Below are 22,062 nucleotides of genomic sequence, written 5' to 3'. Positions count from 1 at the left end.
CGCTTGACCGCGTGCGGCGCCTCTCGCGCGCCCCCGCGTGCGCCCCCCTGCCGACGTGCACCCGCCGCGGCGCAGAGGGAAGCTGGTGGTGAGACGTGTTGGTGTCACCCGCTCCCGGAGGAGCTCCCATGCGTACCCGAATCCCCGCGTTCACCGCCGCTCTCGTCCTGGCCGCCCTCGGCGCCGCAGTCCCCGTCGCACAGGCTGCCGTACCGGCCATCCCCGGACCGACGTGCACGGCCGCCGAGGGGACGGTGGAGTACGACTCCTCCACCGGCCAGTGGACCTGCAAAGGCGGCGAGCACGACGGTGAACTCATCACCGAGAGCTGAAAGTCAGCAGGCCGCGGTACGCAAGAACCGCACCAGGTCCTCGGCGCTGTAGCCGAGCTTCGGACCGCGCTCGGCGGCCATCAGCAGCAGCTGACCCACGATCTCCGCGCCCCAGCCGTCCGTACCGTCCTGCGCCCATTCCCCCGGCTTCTCGATCCCGAGGTCGGACATGAGCAGCCCGTGCTCCGCCCGGACCTCCCGGCAGGTCTCGGCCACGGCGTCCAGCAGTTGCGCGCCGGGCCGCTCGCAGCGGAGTCCGACGTACCCGCCGACGTCCTCGACCACGCACCCCTGCGGCGGCCTCGCCTTGGCCCCTCGTAGCGCGGCTCGTCGAACTCCGGATGCTCCCCGGCCGGGCGGTGGACCAGCGTGAACCGCTGCCGGCCCGGCGCGGGAGGCGGCAGCGGCCGTGCCGTCAGCCCGAAGGCCTCGTGCACCAGCGCGGTCGCCTCGTCCGCCGTACCGACCGACCGCGTCTGCCGCCGGGCCCCGTCGTCCCCGACCGCGGTCCACAGCCCGGAGCCCGGCTCGCGCCGCACGCGCACGGAGAGCCCCGTACCCCTGCGCCGCCATCCGCCGCCGACCGGCGCGGCTTCCAGGGCATGGAGCTTCCACCCGAGTTCGAAGGCGAACTCCGCGGCCTCGACCGCCTCGCTCACGCGCGTGCCCGCTCGTGGAGTACGGCGGCCAGCCGGAGCGCGGTGTCCAGGTTGCAGCGGCCGAGGTCGACCAGGGGCAGCCCGTACGTACCGGCCGCGGAGACCTGCTCCGCGCCCAGCGAGGGGAAGACCACCCCCACCCCGTCCAGCGCCCCCTTCAACTGCCGCACGGCCTCCTCGGCCGCGAGCAGGCGCTCCTTCGCCGTCATCACCATGACAAGTCACCTTTCTACTCTGAGTGGTCAGCTTCTGCACTCAGAGTGGCGACCCCGTCGCTAGCCTTTCAACAACGGCCACCCAGCAACCGCATCTGTTGGACCGGGAGTTGCCATGCCAGGAAAGAACCTCGACCCGTCCTCCTCACCCCGCGCCATGCTCGGCGCCGAACTCCGCGCCGCCCGCGAACGGGTCGGCTTCAGTCAGGCGGAGCTCGGCGAACCGCTCTTCGTGAGCGGGTCGTACGTCGGGCAGATGGAAGCCGGCACCCGCCGCATCCCGCTCGAACTCGCCAAGCCGATAGACGAGCTCCTCAAGACCGACGGAGTTCGCCGAGTGAAGCGCGCGGCCCTGCCCCACCCCGGGCCACAGCACTAGCGCCGGAACACCCTCAGCCCGGAGACCTCGTACGACATCTCCGTCACGTCCGGGCCGGGCGCCGGGTGGTAGCGGCCCGCCGATACGGAGAGGTTCACGATCAGGTACGCCCACCAGGACCGGCCCACGCCCTTGTGGTCGGCGTAGACGCGGGCGCCGTTGACCCACCAGACGACCGAGTTCCCGCCGAACTCGACCTTGAGGTCGACCCAGGACCCGGGCCGGACCGACGGGTCGCGGTGGTAGCGGTGGCCCTGCCGGACGTGGTTGGAGAACTCCAGCAGGTCGGGGTTGTCGGGGTGGTACTCGAAGACGTCGATCTCCTGGCCGCCGTCCCGCCAGGTCCAGATCGCGGGCCAGGCCCCCACCTCCACGGGGAGTTTGACCCGCGCCTCCAGCACGTCGCCGGTGCGCAGGGCGAAACCCTCGTCGCTGCCCTCGGTGGTGAGCAGGCCGGTGTCCCAGTTGCCGTCGGGGCGGGGCGTCGCCCGGAAGACGCCGCCGCGGCTGTAGGCGGGGTCGGCGACGAGGTGGTCGAGTTTGTTGTCGCGCGGGTTGGTGGGGCCGCCGTCGGGATAGGCCCAGGAGCGGCCCGCGATCCACTGGGTGGCGGAGGAGAAGTCGGCGGTGAAGACGGGCGTGCGGCGGGGCGCGGGCAGTACCGGTCCGCGGTCGTCCCCACCGCCCGGGGCGAGGCGGCGCGTCAGGCGCCGCAGCCATGCGAGCGTGTCCGTGACCATAGGGATGTTTTGCCCGCGCCGGCCCGGATCACACCCGCGTTCTCGCAGGGAGTAATCATACGAACACGCTCAGCGAGGGGTGGTGGGTGTTCCGCGTGCCGCGTCGATGAAGGCGCGGATCAGCTCGGGGGACTTCACCCCGCGCTCCCGCTCCACCCCGCTGGAGACGTCCACGCCCCAGGCCCCGGTGGCCTCCAGGGCCTCCCGGACGTTGGCGGGGGTGAGCCCGCCCGCGAGCAGCCAGCGGCCCTCGGGCGGGGTGAACTCGGCGGAGCCCCAGTTCCACGGCTTGCCGGAGCCCGGGTCGGGGGCGTCGAGCAGCAGCAGGTCCTCGCCCAGCTCCCCGCAGCGCGCGACGTGCGCGGCGGTGGCCCGGACCAGCGTCCGCCCGGCGGCGCGCAGTTCCTCGTAGTACTCCGGCCCCTCGTCCCCGTGGAGCTGTACGGCGCGCACGCCGCTCTCCTCGGTGAGCCGCCGGACCTCGCCGACCGGCTGCCCGCGGTACACCCCGACGGTGAGCACTCCGGCCGGCACCCGGGCGGCCAGCTCGCGTGCGGCGGCGGCGTCCACGGTGCGGGGGCTGCCGGGGGCGAAGACGAACCCGACGGCGTGGGCCCCGGCGCCGACGGCCACGTCGACGTCGTGCGCGGTCCGCAGCCCGCAGATCTTGATAAACGGTTCCGTCATATCGGTAGTCAACCTCAGAATGACCGGATGAACGACAACGGGGTGGAGATCACCACTGGCGGTCCGGACGCCGGACTCGACGAGCGGCTGAGCAAGGAACTGGACGCCTTCAACCAGGCGGCGACGCCGGGGCACGAGCAGTCCGAGTTCACCGTGCGGATCACGGACGCGGACGGCGCGCTCGTCGCCGGACTCAGCGGCTGGAGCTGGGGCGACCGGGCGGGCATCGGCATGACCTGGGTACGGGAGGACAGCCGGGGCGGCGGCTGGGGCGGCAGGCTGCTGGCCGCGGCGGAGGCGGAGGCGCGCCGCCGGGGCTGCGCGAGCATCCTGGTCTCCTCCTTCACCTTCCAGGCGCCGGCCTTCTACGCCCGGCACGGCTATGTGGAGACGGCCCGCGTCCCGGGCTTCCCGGGCGGCCACGAGGACGTGTACTTCCTCAAGCGCCTCTGACCCCGTCCGCCCATCCGGCCTCCGGAAAACGCCCGAGGGCGGCACCCCCCGCAGGGAGTGCCGCCCTCGTTCGAGAACAGCCGATCAGCCGGGGCCGATCAGAAGTCCATGTCACCACCCGGCATGCCGCCGCCCGCGGGGGCACCGGCCTTCTCGGGCTTGTCGGCGATGACGGCCTCGGTGGTCAGGAACAGCGCGGCGATCGACGCGGCGTTCTGCAGCGCGGAGCGCGTGACCTTCGCCGGGTCGATGATGCCCTCGGCGATCATGTCCACGTACTCGCCGGTCGCGGCGTTCAGGCCCCAGCCGATCTGCAGGTTGCGCACCTTCTCCACGACGACGCCACCCTCGAGACCACCGTTGACGGCGATCTGCTTCAGCGGGGCCTCCAGGGCCAGACGCACGGCGTTGGCGCCGGTCGCCTCGTCACCCGTGAGCTCGAGCTTCTCGAACACCGCGGAGGCCTGGAGCAGGGCCACGCCACCACCGGCGACGATGCCCTCCTCGACGGCCGCCTTCGCGTTGCGAACGGCGTCCTCGATGCGGTGCTTGCGCTCCTTGAGCTCGACCTCGGTCGCGGCGCCGGCCTTGATGACGGCCACGCCGCCGGCCAGCTTCGCGAGGCGCTCCTGGAGCTTCTCGCGGTCGTAGTCCGAGTCGGAGTTCTCGATCTCGGCGCGGATCTGGTTCACGCGACCCTGGACCTGGTCGCTGTCACCGGCACCGTCGACGATCGTGGTCTCGTCCTTGGTGATGACGACCTTGCGGGCGCGGCCGAGCAGGTCGAGACCGGCGTTCTCCAGCTTGAGGCCGACCTCCTCGGAGATGACCGTGCCACCGGTGAGGATGGCGATGTCGCCGAGCATGGCCTTGCGGCGGTCGCCGAAGCCCGGGGCCTTGACGGCGACGGACTTGAAGGTGCCGCGGATCTTGTTGACGACCAGGGTCGACAGGGCCTCGCCCTCGACGTCCTCGGCGATGATCAGCAGCGGCTTGCCGGACTGCATGACCTTCTCCAGGAGCGGCAGCAGGTCCTTGACCGAGCCGATCTTGGAGTTGACGATCAGGATGTACGGGTCGTCGAGCGACGCCTCCATACGCTCCATGTCGGTGGCGAAGTACGCCGAGATGTAGCCCTTGTCGAAGCGCATGCCCTCGGTGAGCTCGAGCTCGAGACCGAAGGTCTGCGACTCCTCGACGGTGATGACGCCTTCCTTGCCGACCTTGTCCATGGCCTCGGCGATGAGCTCGCCGATCTGGGTGTCAGCGGCGGAGATGGAGGCCGTGGAAGCGATCTGCTCCTTGGTCTCGACATCCTTCGCCTGCTCGAGCAGGGCGCCCGAGACGGCCTCGACGGCCTTCTCGATGCCACGCTTGAGGGCCATCGGGTTGGCGCCGGCGGCCACGTTGCGCAGGCCCTCGCGGACGAGCGCCTGGGCGAGCACGGTGGCGGTGGTCGTACCGTCGCCGGCGACGTCGTCCGTCTTCTTGGCGACTTCCTTGACCAGCTCGGCGCCGATCTTCTCGTACGGGTCCTCGAGCTCGATCTCCTTGGCGATGGAGACACCATCGTTGGTGATCGTGGGGGCGCCCCACTTCTTCTCAAGGACGACGTTGCGACCCTTGGGGCCAAGGGTGACCTTGACGGCGTCGGCGAGCTGGTTCATCCCACGCTCGAGACCGCGCCGGGCCTCCTCGTCGAACGCAATGATCTTGGCCATCTGAAGTGGTCCTCCCGGACAGCGGTGGATTGCTCCCAGGACCGCGCCCGCGCCCGCGACGGACGGCCTGCGTGCCCGGCGGTTCCTTCCCGCCGAACCTGCGGGCCTCACCGACCCGGTCCTTGTTCAGTAGCACTCTCACCTGGAGAGTGCTAACGCCAATGATTAGCACTCGACCCCCGCGAGTGCAAGCGGCTTGGGGGAACACCCCGGTGAACGCGCCGGAGACACGCGAGGGGCCCACATCCCGTGTCCGGGATGTGGGCCCCTCCTGTACGCGTGGGCGGTCGATCGCGCCGGGACTATCCGAGTGCGAGCTTGACCATGTCCGCCTGCGGACCCTTCTGGCCCTGCGAGATCTCGAACTCGACCCGCTGACCCTCTTCAAGGGTGCGGTACCCGTCCATCTGGATGGCGCTGTAGTGGACGAACACATCCGCACCACCGTCGACCGCGATGAAGCCGTAGCCCTTCTCCGCGTTGAACCACTTGACGGTGCCCTGAGCCATGCCTAACTCCCCTATTACTGGCCCTTGCGCAGGAACGCACTTCGCGGTCCCGGGTCATCACTTTGCGTCGGAACGCGTCGACCGAGGCTGAATGTATCCGCGCCGGTGCTGTCTGCAACAGGTCAATCCGACGAGAATTCTGGACACGGGGAAACACAGAAATAGAGTGAAAATCTGGCATATTCCAGGGCAACTCGGGCCCGGCATATCTCGCCAAAGCCCCATACCGCGCTGGCACATTGACCCGATGTCGACCCTGACGCGACCCGTTCATATGCGGCGGGCAAGAGCAGCGGAGGGGACTTCCCCAACCCTACCGCGCGCAATCAAACAGAATTACCCCCTCCGCTTATTAACGGAGGGGGTAATTACGGTTTCGCGCGTCAGCCTCCGGCGACGGCCGGGATGATCGAAACGCCCGCGCCGTCCGGCGTCGCCGCCTGCAGCCCGCCCTCGAAGCGCACGTCGTCGTCGTTCACGTAGACGTTGACGAAGCGGCGCAGCTTGCCCTGGTCGTCCAGGACGCGCGCGGCGATGCCCGGGTGGTTCTTCTCCAGGGACTCGATGACCTCGGCCAGGGTGGCCCCCTCGGCCGGGACCTCGGCCTGACCGCCGGTGTAGGTGCGCAGGATGGTGGGGATGCGGACGTTGACGCTCATGGCGCTACTGCCTTTCCGGTAGTGCAGAGTGGGGTCAGACCAGGCCGGCGGCGCGGAACGCGTCCAGGCTCGGGCGGATGGTGGCGGTCTGGCCGCTGTCCGCGGCGACCGCCTCCAGGGTCTTGAGGCCGTCTCCGGTGTTGAGGACGACGGTGGTCAGCGCCGGGTCGAGCTGCCCGTTCTCGATGAGCTTCTTCGTGACGCCGACGGTCACGCCGCCCGCGGTCTCGGCGAAGATGCCCTCGGTCTGCGCGAGGATCTTGATGGCCTCGACGACCTGCTCGTCGGTGACGTCCTCGACGAAGCCGCCGGTGCGCCGCGCGATGTCCAGGACGTACGGGCCGTCCGCCGGGTTGCCGATGGCCAGCGACTTGGCGATGGTGTTCGGCTTCTGCGGGCGGACCACGTCGTGGCCGGCCTTGAAGGCGGAGGAGACCGGGGAGCAGCCCTCGGCCTGGGCGCCGAAGATCTTGTACGGCTTGTCCTCGACGAGGCCGAGCCTGATCAGCTCCTGCAGACCCTTGTCGATCTTCGTCAGCTGCGAGCCGGACGCGATCGGGATCACGATCTGGTCGGGCAGCCGCCAGCCGAGCTGCTCGCAGATCTCGTACGCCAGGGTCTTGGAGCCCTCGCCGTAGTAGGGGCGCAGGTTGACGTTGACGAAGCCCCAGCCCTCGCCCAGCGGGTCGCCGATGAGCTCGGAGCAGAAGCGGTTCACGTCGTCGTAGTTGCCCTCGATGCCGACGAGGTCGCCGCCGTAGACACCGGCCATGACGACCTTGCCCTGCTCCAGGTCGTGCGGGATGAACACGCAGGAGCGGAAGCCGGCCCGGGCGGCTGCGGCGCCGACGGCGCCGGCCAGGTTGCCGGTGGAGGAGCAGGACAGGGTGGTGAAGCCGAAGGCGCGGGCCGCCTCGACGGCGATGGCCACGACGCGGTCCTTGAAGGAGTGCGTCGGGTTGCCGGAGTCGTCCTTGACGTAGAGCTTGCCGGTGACGCCGAGCTCCTTGGCCAGGTTGGCCGCGTCCACGAGCTTGGTGAAGCCCGGGTTCAGGCTGGGCTTGGAGGCCACGTCCGCGGGGACCGGCAGGAGCGGCGCGTAGCGCCAGATGTTGTTCGGGCCGGCCTCGATCGCCGCGCGCAGGGCGGCCGGGTCGCCGGTGGGGAGGTCGTAGGCGACTTCGAGAGGTCCGAAGCACTCGGCACACGCGAAGATCGGTCCGAGTTCGAAGCGGGTACCGCACTCGCGACAGGAAAGCGCGGTGGCAGGTCCGAGATCGACAGAGGTGGCAACAGTCTGTGCAGCCATGATGGCGAGGCCCTTTCTCCTCATCTTCCCCATGGCGCACTTCGCCATGAGACGGAATTGGCACCTTCCCTAGCCGGGGCCCCGCCCGATGCGTGTCGCATCGCGAGAACCGACTGGAGGGTTGCCGGGGCTTCAACGGGCCGTGTCCCTCTGCCCCTCTGGATGAGCGGTATGGCACCGGCATACGCGCTCTGTGGCGCGCCGGTGCGTTTGTACGCGAGGCCCCCCGGCATGCGGCGGTCCTGCGCGTTGTTCAAGACTGTAACCGAAGGCCCGGGCGGTTGAGACAGGCGTCCGAACCGCGAGATGGATCATTTTTCGGGCAATCCGACCGAGCCGCAGGCCAACCGACGAGGAGTCTCAGAGTGCTGGAAGAGGTGGAGCGCTGGCTGGCCGCCCGCTCCTGGTCCGCCGCCGACCGACCGCTCGACCAGTTGCTGGACCGCAAACGGGCAGCTGGGACCACGGTCAGCGTGGTGCTGCCGGCGCTCGACGAGGAGGCGACGGTCGGCGCGATCGTCGAGGTGATCCGCCGGGAGCTGATCGAGGGGCTGCCGGTCCCGCTGGTGGACGAGCTGGTCGTGATCGACTCGGGCTCCAGCGACGCTACGGCCGAGGTCGCGGCGAAGGCCGGTGCGCGGGTGGTGCACCGGGACGACATCCTGCCGCGGATCCCGGCGCTGCCCGGCAAGGGCGAGGTGCTGTGGCGCTCCCTGCTGGCCACCACCGGGGACGTGGTCTGCTTCGTCGACGCCGACCTGCGGGACTTCTCGGCCGCCTTCGTCCACGGGATCGTGGGACCGCTGCTGACCGAGCCGGACGTGCAGTTCGTCAAGGCCATGTACGACCGCCCGCTCGATGGCGCGCCGGGCCAGGGGGGCCGGGTCACGGAGCTGGTCGCCCGCCCGCTGCTCAACCTGCACTGGCCGCAGCTGGCCGGCTTCGTCCAGCCGCTGGGCGGGGAGTACGCCGTGCGCCGCTCGCTGCTGGAGCGCCTGCCGTTCCCGGTCGGGTACGGCGTCGAGCTGGGCCTGCTGGTGGACGCGCTGCACACGGTGGGGCTGGACGCGCTGGCCCAGGTGGACGTGGGCGTACGGCACCACCGCCACCAGGACGGACAGGCGCTGGGCCGGATGGCCGCCGCGATCTACCGCACCGCGCAGCTGCGGCTCTCGCGCGGCCATCTCGTACGGCCGCGGCTGACGCAGTTCGAGCGCGGGCCGGAGGGCTTCGTGCCGCGCACGTACCCGGTGGACACCGAGGAGCGGCCGCCGATGCGGGAGGTCGAGGAGTACGCCCGGCGGCGCGCGGCCTGACGGCCTCGGACGTTTGCGCGAGGCCCGGTCGGGCTAGGTTCGCGACATGGCTGCATCACAGGTACTCGTCGCCGCCAACCGCGGCCCGCTCTCGTACACCCTCGACCCGGACGGCTCGCTCAGCGCCCGGCGCGGCGGGGGCGGACTCGTCTCCGGCCTCTCCGCGGCGCTCGCGCGCCAGCCGGACGCGCTGTGGATCTGCGCCGCGCTGTCGGACGCGGACCGGGAGGCGGTCCGCCGGGGCGTCTCGGAGCCGGGCGTCCGGATGCTGGACATCGATCCCACGACGTACGACGACGCGTACAACGGCATCGCGAACTCGGTGCTGTGGTTCACCCACCACCACCTGTACGACGTCCCGCGCGAGCCCGTCTTCGACGCGCGGTTCCGGCGGCAGTGGGCGTCGTACGCCGCGTACAACCAGGCCTTCGCCGAGGCCCTGGCCGAGGAGGCGGCGCAGGGCGCGTGCGTCCTGGTGCAGGACTACCACCTGGCACTGGTCCCGGGCGCGCTGCGCGCCCTGCGGCCGGACCTGCGGATCGCGCACTTCACGCACACGCCGTGGGCGTCGAAGGAGTACCTGTCGATGCTCCCGGACGACGTCCGGGAGCAGCTGCTCGACGGGATGCTCGGGGCGGACGTGGTGGGCTTCCACACCGGCGCCTGGGCGTCGGCCTTCCTGGACGGCGCGGGCCGGGGGAACGTGGCGGTGTTCCCGCTGGGCGTGGACGCGGACGAGCTGCGGTCGCTCGCGCACCGGCCGGAGGTGGACGACAAGCTGGCGGGGCTGCGGGCGGAGGTCGGGGACCGCAAGGCGATCGTCCGGGTGGACCGGACGGAACTGTCGAAGAACATCCTGCGGGGCCTGCTGGCGTACCGGGAGCTGCTGACGGCGCACCCCGAGTGGCGGGGCCGGGTGGTGCACCTGGCGTCCGCCTACCCGTCGCGGCAGGACCTGAAGGTGTACCGGGACTACACGCAGGCCGTGCGGGAGCTGGCGATGGAGGTCAACGAGGAGTTCGGGACGGCGGACTGGCAGCCGGTGCTGGTGTCCGTGCAGGACGACTTCGCGCGGTCGCTGGCGGCCTACCGGATGGCGGACGTGGCACTGGTGAACCCCGTGCGGGACGGGATGAACCTGGTGGCGAAGGAGATCCCGGTGGTGTCGGAGGCGGGGTGCGCGCTGGTGCTGTCGCGGGGGGCGGGGGCGTACGAGGAGCTGCGGGGTGACGCGCTGACGGTGAACCCGTACGACGTCACGGAGACGGCCTCCGCGCTGCACGCTGCGCTGGCCATGCCGGATCCGGAGCGCGCGGAACGCACCAAGCGCCTGGCCGCGGCGGCGACGGCCCTCCCCCCGACGGCCTGGTTCGAAGCCCAGCTCTCAGCCCTGCGCGCCTGACCTGCGGTCCGGCCTCTCCGGCTCCGCCTGCGGACCCCCCGGCTCCGGCCGAGCCCCTGGGGCTCCGCCCCAGACCCCGCGCCTCAAACGCCGGCGGGGCTGGATTGTGCCCGGCGTTTGAGGCGCGGGGGTCGGGGGGCGGGGCCGGCGGTCAGCGGGTGGCGGCTGCGGCCAGGGCGGCGAGGAAGGCGACGACCGCGCCAGGTCCGGGCAGTACCAGGTCGGCGCGGGACTCAAGCTCCGGCACCTCCGCGGAGCCACTGCACACCAGCAGCCCCGGCAACCCGTCGGCCCGCCGCTTCTCGACGGCCGAGTACGCGGCCAGGTCGCCCAGGTCGTCGCCGGCGTACAGCACCGCCTCCGCGCCCGTCTCCGCCAGGAACTCCGTGAGGGCGACGCCCTTGTCCATGCCCGGCGGCCGCAGCTCCAGGACCGCCCGGCCCGGTTCCACCATCAGCCCGTGCCGCGCCGCCAGCTCGGCCAGCGGTTCGCGCAGGGCCGCGAAGGCCGCCTCCGGGTCCGCGGCGCGCCGCGTGTGCACGGCCAGCGCCCGGCCCTTCTCCTCGATCCAGGTGCCCTGCCAGGCTCCGATGGAGTCCAGGAAGCCGGGCAGTTCGGCCCGGACCGCCGCCACCCCGGGATGCTCGGCGGGCGCGTGCACGATCCCGCTGACGGCGTCCCAGCGCTCGGCCCCGTAGTGGCCGAGGACGACGAGGTGTTCCAGTCCGGGGACCCCGGCGAAGCCCCCGTAGCGGACGGCGACGCCCGCCGGCCGGCCGGTGATCACGGCGACGGAGGCCACCTCGGGGGCCAGCGCGGCCAGGGCGGGTACGGCTCCGGGATGGGCCCGTGCCTGGTCCGGGTCGGGGACGATCTCGGCAAGCGTGCCGTCGAAGTCCAGCGCGACCACGGAACGGCGGGGTGCCCGGAGCAGGGCTTCCAGGCCCTCGCGTCCGGCTGCGGTGACGGGCATCGGCAAATCGTGCGGCTGGCTCCCCATACGGACGACCCTAACGGGCCCGCCGGGCGACGGCTATGGCGCGCACCACGGCGCCGTCCGGGCGGCGCGGTTCGGGCGGCGCGGTTCGGGCGGCGCGGTTCGGGCGGGGGCGGGGCCCGGCTAGCGCCTGGCCCGCTGGGCCTCGCGGATGCGGCGCAGGCGGTTGACCGTGCCCGGGGCGTGGGCCAGCGCGCGGGGATCGTCCATCAGCACGTTGAGCAGCTGGTAGTAGCGGACCGGGGTCATCCCCAGCCCTTCCCGTATCGCCCGCTCCTTGGCCCCGGGCCCGGGCCAGGTGCGTCCCTCGTACGCGAGCACCGCGGCCTCCGTGGCCGTCAGCCGCCCGTCGTCCGTCATACCGCCAGATTAACGCCGCCCGCCGACACCGTCCCGGCCCGCCCCCGACACCGCCCCGGCGCGGCCCCGGGCCGCCCCCGGCCGCCCCCGCTCAGCGCGGGTCGGCCGCCCGCGCCTTCGTCGCGATCTCTTCCAGCACCTTCACCGGCTGCCCGCCCGGCTCGACGGCCTTGCCGATGTTCTGCTTGATGTCCTCGCTGACGCCCGCCCAGGACTTCTTGCCCACGGGGTAGAGCCGCGAGGACGGCAGGGCGTCCAGGAAGGTCTTCAGCTGCGGGGCGTTGCCGCCCGCGGAGCCGGCCTGCGCGGCCCGGTAGCCGGTGGTGGTGACCGGGAGCAGGTCGTACATGGAGGTGAAGGCGGACACGTTCTTCGCCTCGTAGAGGTGGTCCAGGAACTTCCCGGACTCCTTGCGGTGGCCGTTCTTGAAGGCCATCACCCAGTCGGCGACGCCCATCGCCGAGTGCTCGGTGCCGTCGGCGGTGGGCATGGTGACCATGCCGAACTTCACACCCTTGCCGGCCGCCTGCTTGATCAGCGTGGGGTGCCCGTTGAGCATGCCGACCTCGCCCCGCGTGAAGGCGTCGAAGGCGGCCTGCCGGTCCAGCTTGCCCGGTTGGACGGACCCGGTCAGGCCCTGGCCGACCATCTTGTCCCGGAGGAACTCCAGCGCCTTGACGTTCTCGGGAGAGTCGATCGAGTACTGCTCTTCGTTGTCGGTGTAGCCGCCGCCGCCCGCCAGCATCCACATCATCGTCTCGGCCTGGGCCTCCTCGCGGCCCAGCGGCAGCGCGAAGGGGGTGGGGACGCCCGCGCCCTTGAGCTTCTTCGCGGCCGCCTCCAGCTCTGCCCAGCTCTTGGGCTGCCAGCCGTTCTTGGCGTCCTTGGGGATGACCCCGGCGTCGGCCAGCAGCTTCTCGTTGTAGAAGAGCAGCCGGGTGCTGGCCACGAAGGGCAGGCCGTACTGGATCCGCTTGACCTTGCCCGCGTCGGCGAGCGGCCCGAGGAAGTCCGCCTCGGTCTTGACGGAGAGCAGCTCGTCCGCCGTGTAGAGCTTGCCCGCCTCCGCGTAGTCGGCGTAGGCCCCGATCTGCGCGATGTCGGGAGCCTTGCCCGCCTTGACCATCTCGGCGACCTTGGCGTCGACCTCGGACCAGGAGTAGACGCTGACCTCGACGTCGATCCCCGGGTTGGTCTTCTCGAAGTCCTCGGCGACGGTCTTCCAGTAGGCGGCCGACGAGTTCTGCGGATTGTCCCCGTACTCGGCCGCCACGACCCGCAGGGTCACCTCGTTGTCCCCGGTGAGTCCGTCGACGGCGCCGCAGCCGGTCAGTGTCGCGGCCGTCAGGCACAGTGCGGCGCCGGACGCGGCCAGGCGCAGGTATCGGCGGTTCACAGTTCTCGTTCCACCCCTAGTTGTACGTACGATCCACGTAAGGTCTACACCACTTTGGCCGCTGGTCCACATCCTTGGTCCCGAATTTGTATGGCCACTCAACAATCCCTCTCAATGGACTAGACCTTTCCCCGTGAAGCACGCGAGACTGTCCCCTGTGAAACCCGTGAAACACGTCATCGCCCTGGATGTGGGCGGCACCGGGATGAAGGCCGCCCTGGTCGCCGCCGACGGCACCCTGCTCCACGAGGCGCGCCGCGCCACCGGCCGCGAGCGGGGCGCCGACGCCGTCGTCGAGACGATCCAGGACTTCGCCGCCGAGCTGCTCGCCATCGGCCGGGAGCGCTGCGGACAGGCCGCCTCGGCGGCCGGCGTCGCCGTGCCCGGCATCGTCGACTCCGACAACGGGATCGCCGTCTACGCGGCCAACCTGGGCTGGCGCGACGTACCGATGCGGGACCTCCTCAGCAGCCGGCTCGGCGGCATCCCGGTGGCCCTGGGCCACGACGTGCGCACGGGCGGCCTCGCCGAGGGCCGCATCGGCGCGGGCCGGGGCGCCGACCGCTTCCTGTTCGTGCCGCTGGGCACCGGCATCGCCGGGGCCATCGGCATCGCCGGCGTGATCGAGGCCGGGGCCCACGGCTACGCGGGCGAGATCGGCCACATCGTGGTCCGCCCCGGCGGCCCCGCCTGCGGCTGCGGCCAGTACGGCTGCCTGGAGACGCTCGCCTCCGCCTCCGCCGTCTCCCGCGCCTGGGCCGCCGCCAGCGCAGATCCCGAGGCCGACGCCGCCCACTGCGCCAAGGCCGTCGAATCCGGTGACGCGCGCGCCCGCGAGGTGTGGCTGGCCGCCGTCGGCGCCCTCGCGGACGGCCTGGTCACCGCGATCACCCTGCTGGACCCGCGCACTCTGATCATCGGTGGCGGGCTGGCGGAGGCGGGGGAAACCTTGTTCACACCCCTACGGGCGGCCGTCGAGGAGCGCGTGACGTTCCAGCGGCTGCCCCACATCGTGCCGGCGGCCCTCGGGGACACCGCCGGATGCCTGGGCGCAGGGCTGCTCGCCTGGGACCTACTCGCCACGGAGGTACCTGCCTGATGTCCGGAAGCGCGCACAGCACTGTTCTCTCCGGCGCCAGGGTGGTGCTGCCCACCGGAACCGTGGCCAACGGCAGGGTGATCGTCGACGGCGACCGCATCTCCGGCCGTGCCTCCGAGGGCGCGCGGGTCGTGGACCTGTCCGGACACTGGGTCGTCCCCGGCTTCGTCGACATGCACAACCACGGCGGCGGCGGCGCCTCGTTCACCTCCGGCACCGCCGAGGAGGTCCTGAAGGGCGTCCGCACCCACCGCGAGCACGGCACCACCACCCTTGTCGCCTCCACCGTCACCGGGGACCTGGACGAACTGGCCCGCCGCGCCGGGCTGCTCGCCGAACTCACCCAGCAGGGCGAGATCGCGGGCATCCACTTCGAGGGCCCCTTCATCAACGCCTGCCGCAAGGGCGCCCACAAGGCCGAGCTGCTCCGCGACCCCGACCCGGCCGAGGTCCGCAAGCTGATCGACGCCGCGCACGGCGCCGCCCGCATGTTCACCCTCGCCACCGAACTCCCGGGCGGCCTGGACTCCGTACGGCTGCTGGCCGAGCACGGCGTCATCGCCGCGATCGGGCACACGGACGCCACGTACGAGCAGACGCGCGCCGCCATCGACGCGGGCGCCACCGTGGCCACCCACCTGTTCAACGCGATGCCGGGCCTGGCCCACCGCGAACCCGGCCCGATCGCCGCGCTGCTGGAGGACGAGCGGATCACCGTCGAGCTGATCAACGACGGCACCCACCTGCACCCGGCGGCACTGGAACTCGCCTTCCACCACGCGGGCGCGCACCGGGTGGCCCTGATCACCGACGCGATGGACGCGGCCGGCTTCGGCGACGGGACCTATCACCTCGGCCCGCTCGAGGTCGAGGTCAAGGACGGCGTGGCCCGGCTCGTCGAGGGCGGCTCCATCGCCGGCTCGACGCTGACCCTGGACACCGCCTTCAAGCGCTCGGTCACCGTCGACAAGCTGCCGGTGGAGTCCGTGGTCCAGGCGATCTCCGCCAACCCGGCCAAGCTGATCGGGTGCTACGACGAGATCGGCTCGCTGGAGCCCGGCAAGTACGCCGACCTCGTCGTCCTGGACGCCGAGTTCGACGTCCGGGGCGTCATGCGGCGCGGCGAATGGGTCGTCAGCCCGCCCGTACAGCGGGGCGTCTGACGGCCAACCGGCTGTAGACGGCGAGCGGTCGGCCCGCGGGACTGGGCCGACCGCTTTCTCTTTGGCATGATCCCGGCAGCAACAGACCCGGGGGAGCCCAATGATCCTGACCGTCACGCTCAACACCGCGCTCGACGTCACCTACCGCGTGCCGCGGCTGCTCCCGCACGCCTCGCACCGGGTCGCCGACGTCTCGGAGCGCCCCGGCGGCAAGGGGATCAACGTGGCCCGGGTGCTCGCCGCCCTCGGCCACGAGGCGACCGCGACGGGCTTCACGGGCGGGCCGGTCGGCGCCGTCGTGGGGGAACTGCTCGCGTGCTCCCCCGGCGTGGTGGACGCGCTGGTCCCCTGCGCGGGCACCACCCGCCGCACCGTCGCCGTGGTCGACGAGGCCTCCGGCGACACCACGCAGTTCAACGAGCCGGGCCCGCTGATCACGGCCGCGGAGTGGGCCCGCTTCCTGGAGCGGTACGAGGAGCTCCTGGCGGCCGGGACCCGCGCCGTGGCCCTGTGCGGCAGCCTGCCGCCCGGCGTGCCGGTGGGTGCGTACGCGGTGCTCGTACGGGCCGCGCGCGCGGCCGGGGTCCCGGTCCTGCTGGACACCAGCGGCGAGGCCCTGCGCCGCGGGGTCGCCGCCCGCCCGGAGATCATCAAGCCGAACGCCGCCGAGCTCGCCGAGCTGACCGGATCGCGCGAGCCGCTGCCCGCCACCCGCGACGCCCGCCGCCGGGGCGCCCACGCCGTGGTCACCTCGCTCGGCCCGGACGGCCTGCTGGCCGCCACTCCCGAGGGCACCTGGCGGGCCGCCCCGCCACGCGCCCTGGCCGGCAACCCCACCGGGGCCGGCGACTCCGCCGTCGCCGGGCTGCTGTCGGCCCTGGCCGAGGGCCTGGACTGGCCGGAGCGCCTCGCCCGCGCGGTGGCCCTGTCGGCGGCCACGGTCGCGGCCCCGGCGGCGGGAGAGTTCGACCCCCGCACCTACGAGGAGGTACGGGGGTCGGTGAAGGTCACACGGGCCGACTAGACGGCCGACGGCCCGGGGCCTACTCCTTCTCGAGCCAGAGCTGGTCCAGGACGACGTCGCACTGGTTGCCCGCCTCACACGAGATCTTGATCGTGTTCGAGCCCTGCTTGAGCTGCACGATCGAGTACGTGTTGGTCCAGCCCTTGGCCCAGTCGCCTTCGGCGGCCTTGGAGAAGTTCTTCATGTTGACCGGACGGCTCTGCGCCTCGCCGTTGACGGTCAGGGTGGTGTTGGCGTCCTTGCCCGGCACCCCGTAGGTCATCTTCAGCTTGTAGCCGCCGGCCTTCGGCACGTCGAGCGTCCACGTCGCCGCGGCGCCGAGCGCGTTCAGGCCGCCCACGTACTGGCCGCCGGCGCTCTTCGCACCCGGCACGGTGTTCTGCAGTACCGCGCCGCCCGTGAGGGACATGCCCGCGCCCGCGAAGTCGGCCTTCGGGAGCGCGGCCTCGGAGGGCTGCGGGGCGCTCGGGGCCGGGGCGGACGGGTTCTGCGGAGCCGGCGACTGCTGGCCCGTCCCCGCGGTGTCGCCGGTCTTGTCCTTGCCCTTGCCGCCGAAGGCCAGGGCCGCGCCGATGCCGATCGCGACCGCGCCGACCACCGCGACGGCCGCGATCAGCAGGCCCTTGCGGCTGGAGCCGCCGCCGTGGCCGCCGTGGCCGCCGGAGTGGGAGATCGTCTGCGTCTGGTGCTGCGGGGGCTGCTGCTGCGGCGGGACGCCGTAACCGCCCGCCTGGAGTGCTTCCGGGGCCTGGTACTGCGCCTGGTAGGGAGGCTGCTGCCCGGGGCCCGGCTGCTGGGGCACGGGGCCGCGCTGGCCGCCGGTGCGGCGGTCGCCGACCGTGCGCACCTGGTGGTGCGAGGTGCGCGGAACGCCCGGCTGTGCTCCCGGCTGACCGCCGCCCGTCGGGCCGGGGTAGCCGTATCCGCCGCCCTGACCGGGCGGTGTGGCTCCGGCGGCCTGGCCGTCCGCGTAGAGATAGCCGAACGGATCGTCGTCCTCGGGCTTGTTCGCCCCACCGTGCGGGCCGTTGTTCGCGGGCGTCGTCATCGCAGGTCACTCCTTTCGACCCCCGGGAGCCTACCCCGAACACGTGCACCCACGGGCGGCCGATCGCCTCAGCCGGCCCGGCGGTGGGCCTTGGAGCGGGACCTCTTCTCGATGTACATGCGCTGGTCGGCAGAGCGCAGCACCTCGTCCGCCGACATGCCGCAGCTGGCCCAGCCGATGCCGAAACTGGCCCCGACGCGGACCGCACGGCCGTCCACGCGGATCGGCGGGATGATCGCGTTGCGCAGCCGCACGGCGAGATCCGCGGCGTCCGCGGCGCCGAGCCCGTCGGCGAGGACGACGAATTCGTCACCACCCAGCCGAGCGACGGTGTCACCGTCCCTGACGCCCGTCGTCAGCCGCCGGGCCACCTCGATGAGGACCGCGTCACCCGTGTGGTGCCCGAACCGGTCGTTGATCGACTTGAAGCCGTCGAGGTCGCAGAAGAGGACCGCGAGCCCCTTCGTCCCGTCGTCGACCTCGCTCGCGGGCGCCACCGTGTGCACGTGGTGGTCGTAGGGGCCGTCCGCCTGCGCGGGCAGGGCGCCGGGGAACTCGTAGGAGTCGGGCGCGCCGTACCCGTCGGGGCCGGGACCGTAGCCCGAGCCGTGTCCGGGGCCGTCGGGCCGAAAGCCGTGCTCGCCACCGCCCGCCCCCACCCGCACCTCGTGGGCGTCGCGCCCCTCGTAGGCCGCGTCCAGGGCCTCGACCGCGGTGGCCCGTACGGACTGGGGTCTGCGGCACAGCCGGGCACCGAGCCGGGCCCGCAGCTCGGCGCTGTTGGGCAGGCCGGTCAGCGAGTCGTGGCTGGCCCGGTGGGCGAGCTGGAGCTCGTGGCGCTTGCGCTCCTCGATGTCCTCGACGTGCGTGAGCAGGAACCGCGGCCCGTCGGCGGCGTCGGCGACCACGGAGTTGCGCAGCGAGACCCATACGTACGTGCCGTCGCGCCGGCCCAGGCGCAGCTCGGCGCGCCCGCCTTCGGCGGAGGTCCGCAGCAGGGTCCCGATGTCCTCGGGGTGGACCAGGTCGGAGAAGGAGTAGCGGCGCAGGACGGAGGCCGGGCGGCCCAGCAGCCGGCACAACGCGTCGTTGGTCCGCAGCAGCCGGCCGTGCTGGTCCCCGCCCATCTCGGCGATGGCCATGCCGCTGGGCGCGTACTCGAAGGCCTGCCGGAAGGACTCCTCGCTGGCGCGCAGCGCCTGCTGCTCGCGCTCGAGGCGGACCAGGGCCCGCTGCATGTTCGCGCGGAGCCTGGCGTTGCTGATCGCAATGGCCGCCTGGAAGGCGTACATCTGGAGCGCCTCGCGCCCCCAGGCGCCGGGGCGGCGCCCGTTGCGCGGTCTGTCCACCGAAATGACACCCAGAAGTTCCCCGCCGGACGCGTACATGGGTGCATAGAGCCGGTCCTCGGGGTGCCACTCGTCCTCGAAGCGCGGTTCGGGGCCGTCGGTGTGCCACTGGGGGACGTCGTCCTCCATGAGGACCCAGCCCTCGGTGTGCGGGATGAAGCGGAGCCCGTCCCAGTTCTCACCCATCGTCAGGCGGCGTTCCCAGGAGGCGCGGGAGCCGACGCGGCCGGTGATGAGGGCTTCCGCGGCGGGGTCGCCGGCGAAGGCGGCGACGACGAGATCCCCGTCAGGGCGTACGAGGTTGACACAGGCGAGTTCGTAGCCGAGGCCCGCGACGATGCCGTCCACGACGGTCTGCAGGGTGTCCGCCAGGCTCCGGGCCGTGTTGAGCTCGGCCACCACCCGGTGCAGCTGCCGCAGGGTCGCAAGACGGACGTACGGCTCCGACTCGGTCTCCATTGCTCGCTCTCCCCGAGACCTCGACAGCAACTCCAGGTTTGTCATCGGCGTTTCGTTGCGGTGTCCCGTCCACTGAATCACAGTGAGCTGTGCGGCAGGTACACAGGGTCAACAAATCTTGCTCTGTGTGACTCAAGTCACATGGGATGAATATAAGCCCATGGCGCGCGGTGGCAGCGGGGAGCGCCGCCCTCTCCCGTTCCCGAGAGCAAACGATACGCCCGAGGCCTAGGACAAGGGGCGGGGACGCACTCGGACCAGCGCCCGATGTGCGTACGGGGAGGCGAGATTAGCGTTCGGAGCGTGCTGAAGACGACCCCTGCGGCGAACCCCCTGCCGGCGCCGGTACCGGCCCCCGTCCCCACCGTGCCCCCCTCCAGCCCCCATGCTGAGGGAGTGAGCAACGAAGAGTTCCGGGCGGCCATGTCCCGGCTGGCGGCGGGCGTGTGCCTGATCACCGCGCACGAGACCCCTCTGGCGGCGGACGGCCCGCGCGGCGAGGACGTCGGGATGACGGCCACCGCCTTCATGTCGGTGTCCTTGGACCCGCCCCTGGTGCTGGTGAGCCTGCGGGAGGGCTCCCGGATGGACGATCTGCTGGCGGATCAGCCGCTGTGGGCGGTCTCGCTCCTCGCCGACCACCAGCTCCAGATCGCCGGCCGGTTCGCCATGAAGGGCCGGATCAGTGACCGGCTGCTCTTCGCCGACCTCCCCTACGTACGCGGCGAGGCCTCCGGCGCCCCGCTGCTGAGCGGCGCGCTGGCCACCCTCGAATGCCGTACGGAGAACCGCGTCGAGGCGGGGGACCACACGCTGGTGATCGGCCGCGTCCTGACCGCCGCCCTGCCCTCCCCCGACGGACAGCCGCTGACGTACTTCCGCGGCCGCTACCGGCACCTGGGCACCTGAGGCCCTCGACCCGGGGGACCACCCGCGGCGCGCGGACCGTCGGATGATCGGCTGCCGGAGCGCCGGACCGCGGGACTCCCGGACTCCCGGACTACCAGTCGCGGCCGGTGCGGCCGCGCTTGGTCTCGGCCCGCGCCTTCTTCTCGCGGAGCCGCCGCTCGTTGATCCCCCGCGGGATCTTCGTCGCCCTGCGCGGCTTCGGCGGCGGGGCCGTCGCCTCGGCCAGCAGCGAAGCCAGCCGCACCAGCGCCATCTCCCGGTTGCGGAACTGCGAGCGGTGCTCGGAGGCCCGTACGGTCACCACCCCGTCCACCAGCCGGGCGGCGAGCCGCTCCAGCGCCCGCGCCTTCCACACCTCGGGCAGGGCCTTGGTCGCCGCCACGTCGAACAGCAGCTCCACGCGCGAGTCCGAGGTGTTCACGTGCTGGCCGCCGGGTCCCGAGGACCGCGAAAAACGCCAGGCGAGCTCGCCCTCGGGGAGCACGACCGAACCGCGGATGACATAGGGACCAGGCATGCCCCCTATGATCCGCGCCCGCCCGCGCCGCGTCACCCTCATTAAAAGACCGCGGGGATTTCACCCCGGGAACCCGACAGCCCTCTCGTGGCGTTAGAGGGGAGAGCGGTAACTTGACCGCCGTACGCACATGTCGGATGAGGAAAGGGACAATCCCATGGCTGTCAGCCTGTCCAAGGGCGGCAACGTCTCGCTCACGAAGGAGGCCCCGGGCCTCGCTGCCGTCACGGTCGGCCTCGGCTGGGACGTCCGTACGACCACCGGCGTCGACTTCGACCTCGACGCCTCGGCCATCGCGGTCAACCCGACCGGCAAGGTCGTCTCGGACGGCCACTTCGTCTTCTTCAACAACAAGTCCACCCCGGACCAGACCATCGTCCACACCGGTGACAACCGCACCGGCGAGGGCGCGGGCGACGACGAGGCCATCAACGTCAACCTCGCCGGCCTCCCCGCCGACGTGGACAAGATCGTCTTCCCGGTCTCCATCTACGACGCCGAGGCCCGCAGCCAGAACTTCGGCCAGGTCCGCAACGCGTACATCCGCGTCGTGAATCAGGCCGGCGGCGCCGAGATCGCCCGCTACGACCTCTCCGAGGACGCGGCGACCGAGACCGCCATGGTCTTCGGCGAGCTGTACCGCAGCGGCGCCGAGTGGAAGTTCCGCGCGGTCGGCCAGGGCTACGCCTCCGGCCTCACCGGCATCGCGCAGGACTTCGGCGTCAACGTCTGATGACGTCCTGAGACCGGCGGATTTACGGCGAAGCCCCCTCCCGGCCGTCCGGGGAGGGGGCTTCGCTACCGTTCGCCAGGTGATTCTTCAACCGCTCGTCCCCGTGGACGGCGCCCTGCCCGGTCCGGTCCTCACCGAGATCGCCGCCCTGTACGCGACGAACCACGCGTTCTTCGAGCTCAGCGGCGACTTCCCCGCCCCGGACCGCATCACGGTCGAACAGGTCGCGGCCTCCCTCGCCGACGAACTCGCCCAGGACGGCGCCGAGGTCCTCCTGGCCCGCTCCGCCGGCCGGCTCGTCGGCCTGGCCACCACCCTGGCCCATCATCCCGACCCGGCCGCCGAGGACCCGGACCCGTGGATCGGCCTGCTGCTCATCGACGCCACCGCGCACCGCGAGGGGTACGGCCGCGCCGTGGCCGCCCTGGTCGAGGACCGCTTCCGCGCCGCGGGACGGACGGGCGTACGCCTCGCCGTACTGGACAACAACCCCAAGGCACTCGCGTTCTGGCAGGCCCAGGGCTACGAGGTCATGCGCAAGGCCAAGGACCGCGCGCTGGGCCGGGAGTGCACCGTACTGCGCAAGCCGCTCCTCCCCTGACGGCCTTGGCGGGGGCGGGCTCCGTG

25 protein-coding genes and 1 riboswitch are annotated in these 22,062 nt (G+C 72.0%); of the genes, 11 read left to right on the top strand and 14 right to left on the bottom strand.

Going from position 1 to position 22,062, the window contains the following annotated elements; translation table 11 throughout:
• Positions 1-128: 128 nt before the first annotated feature.
• On the top strand, positions 129-332 hold the full coding sequence (locus BGK67_RS19835; protein WP_069921336.1) for a hypothetical protein: 204 nt from the start codon (positions 129-131) through the stop codon (positions 330-332).
• 3 nt (positions 333-335) lie between these two features.
• Here the strand turns inward: BGK67_RS19835 and BGK67_RS19830 are convergent, their stop codons facing one another.
• Both BGK67_RS19830 and BGK67_RS19825 read right to left on the bottom strand, forming a co-directional pair.
• On the bottom strand, positions 336-617 hold the full coding sequence (locus BGK67_RS19830; protein WP_244291269.1) for a hypothetical protein: 282 nt from the start codon (positions 615-617) through the stop codon (positions 336-338).
• Between the two features lie 370 nt (positions 618-987).
• On the bottom strand, positions 988-1,206 hold the full coding sequence (locus BGK67_RS19825) for a hypothetical protein (protein WP_069921335.1): 219 nt from the start codon (positions 1,204-1,206) through the stop codon (positions 988-990).
• Positions 1,207-1,321: 115 nt separating this feature from the next.
• Here BGK67_RS19825 and BGK67_RS19820 point away from each other — a divergent pair, with 115 nt between their 5' ends.
• Entirely contained in the window at positions 1,322-1,585 is a 264-nt protein-coding gene (locus tag BGK67_RS19820; RefSeq protein WP_079154279.1) for a helix-turn-helix domain-containing protein, read from the top strand.
• Here the strand turns inward: BGK67_RS19820 and BGK67_RS19815 are convergent.
• A complete protein-coding gene (locus tag BGK67_RS19815) occupies positions 1,582-2,325 on the bottom strand; it encodes a LamG domain-containing protein (RefSeq protein ID WP_244291268.1) in 744 nt (247 codons plus the stop codon). The two genes, BGK67_RS19820 and BGK67_RS19815, sit on opposite strands and share 4 nt — an antisense overlap.
• 69 nt (positions 2,326-2,394) lie before the next feature.
• Entirely contained in the window at positions 2,395-3,012 is a 618-nt protein-coding gene (locus BGK67_RS19810; protein WP_069921333.1) for a phosphoribosylanthranilate isomerase, read from the bottom strand.
• A 27-nt stretch (positions 3,013-3,039) separates the two neighbouring features.
• On the opposite strand from BGK67_RS19810, the gene BGK67_RS19805 reads away from it, so the two are divergent.
• The gene (locus BGK67_RS19805; protein ID WP_069921332.1) at positions 3,040-3,465 is read left to right on the top strand and encodes a GNAT family N-acetyltransferase; all 426 of its coding nucleotides are present in this window, start codon (positions 3,040-3,042) and stop codon (positions 3,463-3,465) included.
• A 98-nt stretch (positions 3,466-3,563) separates the two neighbouring features.
• Here BGK67_RS19805 and groL read toward each other — a convergent pair whose 3' ends face one another.
• The 4 genes from groL to thrC all read right to left on the bottom strand — a co-directional run bounded on the left by groL (position 3,564) and on the right by thrC (position 7,663).
• Complete coding sequence (gene groL / locus BGK67_RS19800) at positions 3,564-5,186, bottom strand: chaperonin GroEL (RefSeq protein ID WP_069921331.1); 1,623 nt, start codon at positions 5,184-5,186, stop codon at positions 3,564-3,566.
• Between the two features lie 302 nt (positions 5,187-5,488).
• On the bottom strand, positions 5,489-5,695 hold the full coding sequence (locus BGK67_RS19795) for a cold-shock protein (RefSeq protein WP_030009783.1): 207 nt from the start codon (positions 5,693-5,695) through the stop codon (positions 5,489-5,491).
• Positions 5,696-6,078: 383 nt separating this feature from the next.
• Complete coding sequence (locus BGK67_RS19790; RefSeq protein WP_069921330.1) at positions 6,079-6,354, bottom strand: MoaD/ThiS family protein; 276 nt, start codon at positions 6,352-6,354, stop codon at positions 6,079-6,081.
• A 34-nt stretch (positions 6,355-6,388) separates the two neighbouring features.
• A complete protein-coding gene (gene thrC, locus BGK67_RS19785) occupies positions 6,389-7,663 on the bottom strand; it encodes a threonine synthase (protein ID WP_208948719.1) in 1,275 nt (424 codons plus the stop codon).
• A gap of 17 nt (positions 7,664-7,680) precedes the next feature.
• Positions 7,681-7,832, bottom strand: a riboswitch (SAM riboswitch).
• 196 nt (positions 7,833-8,028) lie between these two features.
• Between thrC and BGK67_RS19780 the strand changes: the two genes are divergently transcribed.
• Together BGK67_RS19780 and BGK67_RS19775 are read left to right on the top strand one after the other, a co-directional pair.
• Positions 8,029-8,979, top strand: a complete 951-nt coding sequence (locus tag BGK67_RS19780) for a glucosyl-3-phosphoglycerate synthase (protein WP_069921329.1) — start codon at positions 8,029-8,031, stop codon at positions 8,977-8,979.
• A 46-nt stretch (positions 8,980-9,025) separates the two neighbouring features.
• The gene (locus BGK67_RS19775; protein ID WP_069921328.1) at positions 9,026-10,381 is read left to right on the top strand and encodes an alpha,alpha-trehalose-phosphate synthase (UDP-forming); all 1,356 of its coding nucleotides are present in this window, start codon (positions 9,026-9,028) and stop codon (positions 10,379-10,381) included.
• Between the two features lie 151 nt (positions 10,382-10,532).
• On the opposite strand, the gene otsB is transcribed toward BGK67_RS19775, so the two are convergent.
• The 3 genes from otsB to BGK67_RS19760 all read right to left on the bottom strand — a co-directional run bounded on the left by otsB (position 10,533) and on the right by BGK67_RS19760 (position 13,134).
• Positions 10,533-11,381: a trehalose-phosphatase gene (gene otsB, locus BGK67_RS19770; RefSeq protein ID WP_069921327.1), complete on the bottom strand. Its 849-nt coding sequence runs from the start codon at positions 11,379-11,381 to the stop codon at positions 10,533-10,535.
• 120 nt (positions 11,382-11,501) lie between these two features.
• On the bottom strand, positions 11,502-11,738 hold the full coding sequence (locus tag BGK67_RS19765) for a DUF3263 domain-containing protein (RefSeq protein ID WP_069921326.1): 237 nt from the start codon (positions 11,736-11,738) through the stop codon (positions 11,502-11,504).
• Positions 11,739-11,829: 91 nt separating this feature from the next.
• Positions 11,830-13,134 (bottom strand): extracellular solute-binding protein, encoded by a 1,305-nt coding sequence (locus BGK67_RS19760; protein ID WP_069921325.1) that lies wholly within the window; start codon positions 13,132-13,134, stop codon positions 11,830-11,832.
• Positions 13,135-13,300: 166 nt separating this feature from the next.
• Between BGK67_RS19760 and BGK67_RS19755 the strand changes: the two genes are divergently transcribed.
• The 3 genes from BGK67_RS19755 to BGK67_RS19745 all read left to right on the top strand — a co-directional run bounded on the left by BGK67_RS19755 (position 13,301) and on the right by BGK67_RS19745 (position 16,420).
• A complete protein-coding gene (locus BGK67_RS19755) occupies positions 13,301-14,233 on the top strand; it encodes an ROK family protein (RefSeq protein ID WP_069921324.1) in 933 nt (310 codons plus the stop codon).
• Positions 14,233-15,396, top strand: a complete 1,164-nt coding sequence (nagA, locus tag BGK67_RS19750; protein WP_069921323.1) for an N-acetylglucosamine-6-phosphate deacetylase — start codon at positions 14,233-14,235, stop codon at positions 15,394-15,396. The genes BGK67_RS19755 and nagA overlap by 1 nt, the downstream gene beginning before the upstream one ends.
• Before the next feature lie 100 nt (positions 15,397-15,496).
• The gene (locus tag BGK67_RS19745; RefSeq protein WP_069921322.1) at positions 15,497-16,420 is read left to right on the top strand and encodes a 1-phosphofructokinase family hexose kinase; all 924 of its coding nucleotides are present in this window, start codon (positions 15,497-15,499) and stop codon (positions 16,418-16,420) included.
• A gap of 19 nt (positions 16,421-16,439) precedes the next feature.
• Here BGK67_RS19745 and BGK67_RS19740 read toward each other — a convergent pair whose 3' ends face one another.
• Positions 16,440-17,468, bottom strand: coding sequence for a CBM35 domain-containing protein (locus BGK67_RS19740; RefSeq protein WP_069921321.1), 1,029 nt, complete (start codon positions 17,466-17,468; stop codon positions 16,440-16,442).
• A gap of 68 nt (positions 17,469-17,536) precedes the next feature.
• Entirely contained in the window at positions 17,537-19,276 is a 1,740-nt protein-coding gene (gene cdgB / locus BGK67_RS19735; RefSeq protein WP_069921320.1) for a diguanylate cyclase CdgB, read from the bottom strand.
• Between the two features lie 423 nt (positions 19,277-19,699).
• Here cdgB and BGK67_RS19730 point away from each other — a divergent pair, with 423 nt between their 5' ends.
• Positions 19,700-20,185: a flavin reductase family protein gene (locus BGK67_RS19730; protein WP_244291487.1), complete on the top strand. Its 486-nt coding sequence runs from the start codon at positions 19,700-19,702 to the stop codon at positions 20,183-20,185.
• A gap of 91 nt (positions 20,186-20,276) precedes the next feature.
• Here the strand turns inward: BGK67_RS19730 and arfB are convergent, their stop codons facing one another.
• Complete coding sequence (arfB, locus tag BGK67_RS19725; protein WP_069921318.1) at positions 20,277-20,702, bottom strand: alternative ribosome rescue aminoacyl-tRNA hydrolase ArfB; 426 nt, start codon at positions 20,700-20,702, stop codon at positions 20,277-20,279.
• Positions 20,703-20,859: 157 nt separating this feature from the next.
• Here arfB and BGK67_RS19720 point away from each other — a divergent pair, with 157 nt between their 5' ends.
• Complete coding sequence (locus tag BGK67_RS19720; RefSeq protein ID WP_030387311.1) at positions 20,860-21,435, top strand: TerD family protein; 576 nt, start codon at positions 20,860-20,862, stop codon at positions 21,433-21,435.
• Between the two features lie 79 nt (positions 21,436-21,514).
• Complete coding sequence (locus BGK67_RS19715; protein WP_069921317.1) at positions 21,515-22,036, top strand: GNAT family N-acetyltransferase; 522 nt, start codon at positions 21,515-21,517, stop codon at positions 22,034-22,036.
• Positions 22,037-22,062: the final 26 nt, after the last annotated feature.

The sequence above is a fragment of the Streptomyces subrutilus genome, assembly GCF_001746425.1.
Lineage (GTDB): Bacteria > Actinomycetota > Actinomycetes > Streptomycetales > Streptomycetaceae > Streptomyces > Streptomyces subrutilus_A.
Note: the sequence above shows the minus strand (reverse complement) of the source record. Positions and strands in the feature narration are given on the sequence as shown.

What these genes read in the sequence shown, in the direction of transcription:
- BGK67_RS19835 (WP_069921336.1), top strand. Translation starts at nt 129, where the DNA reads ATGCGTACCCGAATCCCCGCGTTCACCGCCGCTCTCGTCCTGGCCGCC.
- BGK67_RS19825 (WP_069921335.1), bottom strand. Translation starts at nt 1,206, where the DNA reads ATGGTGATGACGGCGAAGGAGCGCCTGCTCGCGGCCGAGGAGGCCGTG.
- BGK67_RS19820 (WP_079154279.1), top strand. Translation starts at nt 1,322, where the DNA reads ATGCCAGGAAAGAACCTCGACCCGTCCTCCTCACCCCGCGCCATGCTC.
- BGK67_RS19815 (WP_244291268.1), bottom strand. Translation starts at nt 2,325, where the DNA reads ATGGTCACGGACACGCTCGCATGGCTGCGGCGCCTGACGCGCCGCCTC.
- BGK67_RS19810 (WP_069921333.1), bottom strand. Translation starts at nt 3,012, where the DNA reads ATGACGGAACCGTTTATCAAGATCTGCGGGCTGCGGACCGCGCACGAC.
- BGK67_RS19805 (WP_069921332.1), top strand. Translation starts at nt 3,040, where the DNA reads ATGAACGACAACGGGGTGGAGATCACCACTGGCGGTCCGGACGCCGGA.
- groL (WP_069921331.1), bottom strand. Translation starts at nt 5,186, where the DNA reads ATGGCCAAGATCATTGCGTTCGACGAGGAGGCCCGGCGCGGTCTCGAG.
- BGK67_RS19795 (WP_030009783.1), bottom strand. Translation starts at nt 5,695, where the DNA reads ATGGCTCAGGGCACCGTCAAGTGGTTCAACGCGGAGAAGGGCTACGGC.
- BGK67_RS19790 (WP_069921330.1), bottom strand. Translation starts at nt 6,354, where the DNA reads ATGAGCGTCAACGTCCGCATCCCCACCATCCTGCGCACCTACACCGGC.
- thrC (WP_208948719.1), bottom strand. Translation starts at nt 7,663, where the DNA reads ATGGCTGCACAGACTGTTGCCACCTCTGTCGATCTCGGACCTGCCACC.
- BGK67_RS19775 (WP_069921328.1), top strand. Translation starts at nt 9,026, where the DNA reads ATGGCTGCATCACAGGTACTCGTCGCCGCCAACCGCGGCCCGCTCTCG.
- otsB (WP_069921327.1), bottom strand. Translation starts at nt 11,381, where the DNA reads ATGGGGAGCCAGCCGCACGATTTGCCGATGCCCGTCACCGCAGCCGGA.
- BGK67_RS19765 (WP_069921326.1), bottom strand. Translation starts at nt 11,738, where the DNA reads ATGACGGACGACGGGCGGCTGACGGCCACGGAGGCCGCGGTGCTCGCG.
- nagA (WP_069921323.1), top strand. Translation starts at nt 14,233, where the DNA reads ATGTCCGGAAGCGCGCACAGCACTGTTCTCTCCGGCGCCAGGGTGGTG.
- BGK67_RS19745 (WP_069921322.1), top strand. Translation starts at nt 15,497, where the DNA reads ATGATCCTGACCGTCACGCTCAACACCGCGCTCGACGTCACCTACCGC.
- BGK67_RS19740 (WP_069921321.1), bottom strand. Translation starts at nt 17,468, where the DNA reads ATGACGACGCCCGCGAACAACGGCCCGCACGGTGGGGCGAACAAGCCC.
- cdgB (WP_069921320.1), bottom strand. Translation starts at nt 19,276, where the DNA reads ATGGAGACCGAGTCGGAGCCGTACGTCCGTCTTGCGACCCTGCGGCAG.
- BGK67_RS19730 (WP_244291487.1), top strand. Translation starts at nt 19,700, where the DNA reads ATGTCCCGGCTGGCGGCGGGCGTGTGCCTGATCACCGCGCACGAGACC.
- arfB (WP_069921318.1), bottom strand. Translation starts at nt 20,702, where the DNA reads ATGCCTGGTCCCTATGTCATCCGCGGTTCGGTCGTGCTCCCCGAGGGC.
- BGK67_RS19720 (WP_030387311.1), top strand. Translation starts at nt 20,860, where the DNA reads ATGGCTGTCAGCCTGTCCAAGGGCGGCAACGTCTCGCTCACGAAGGAG.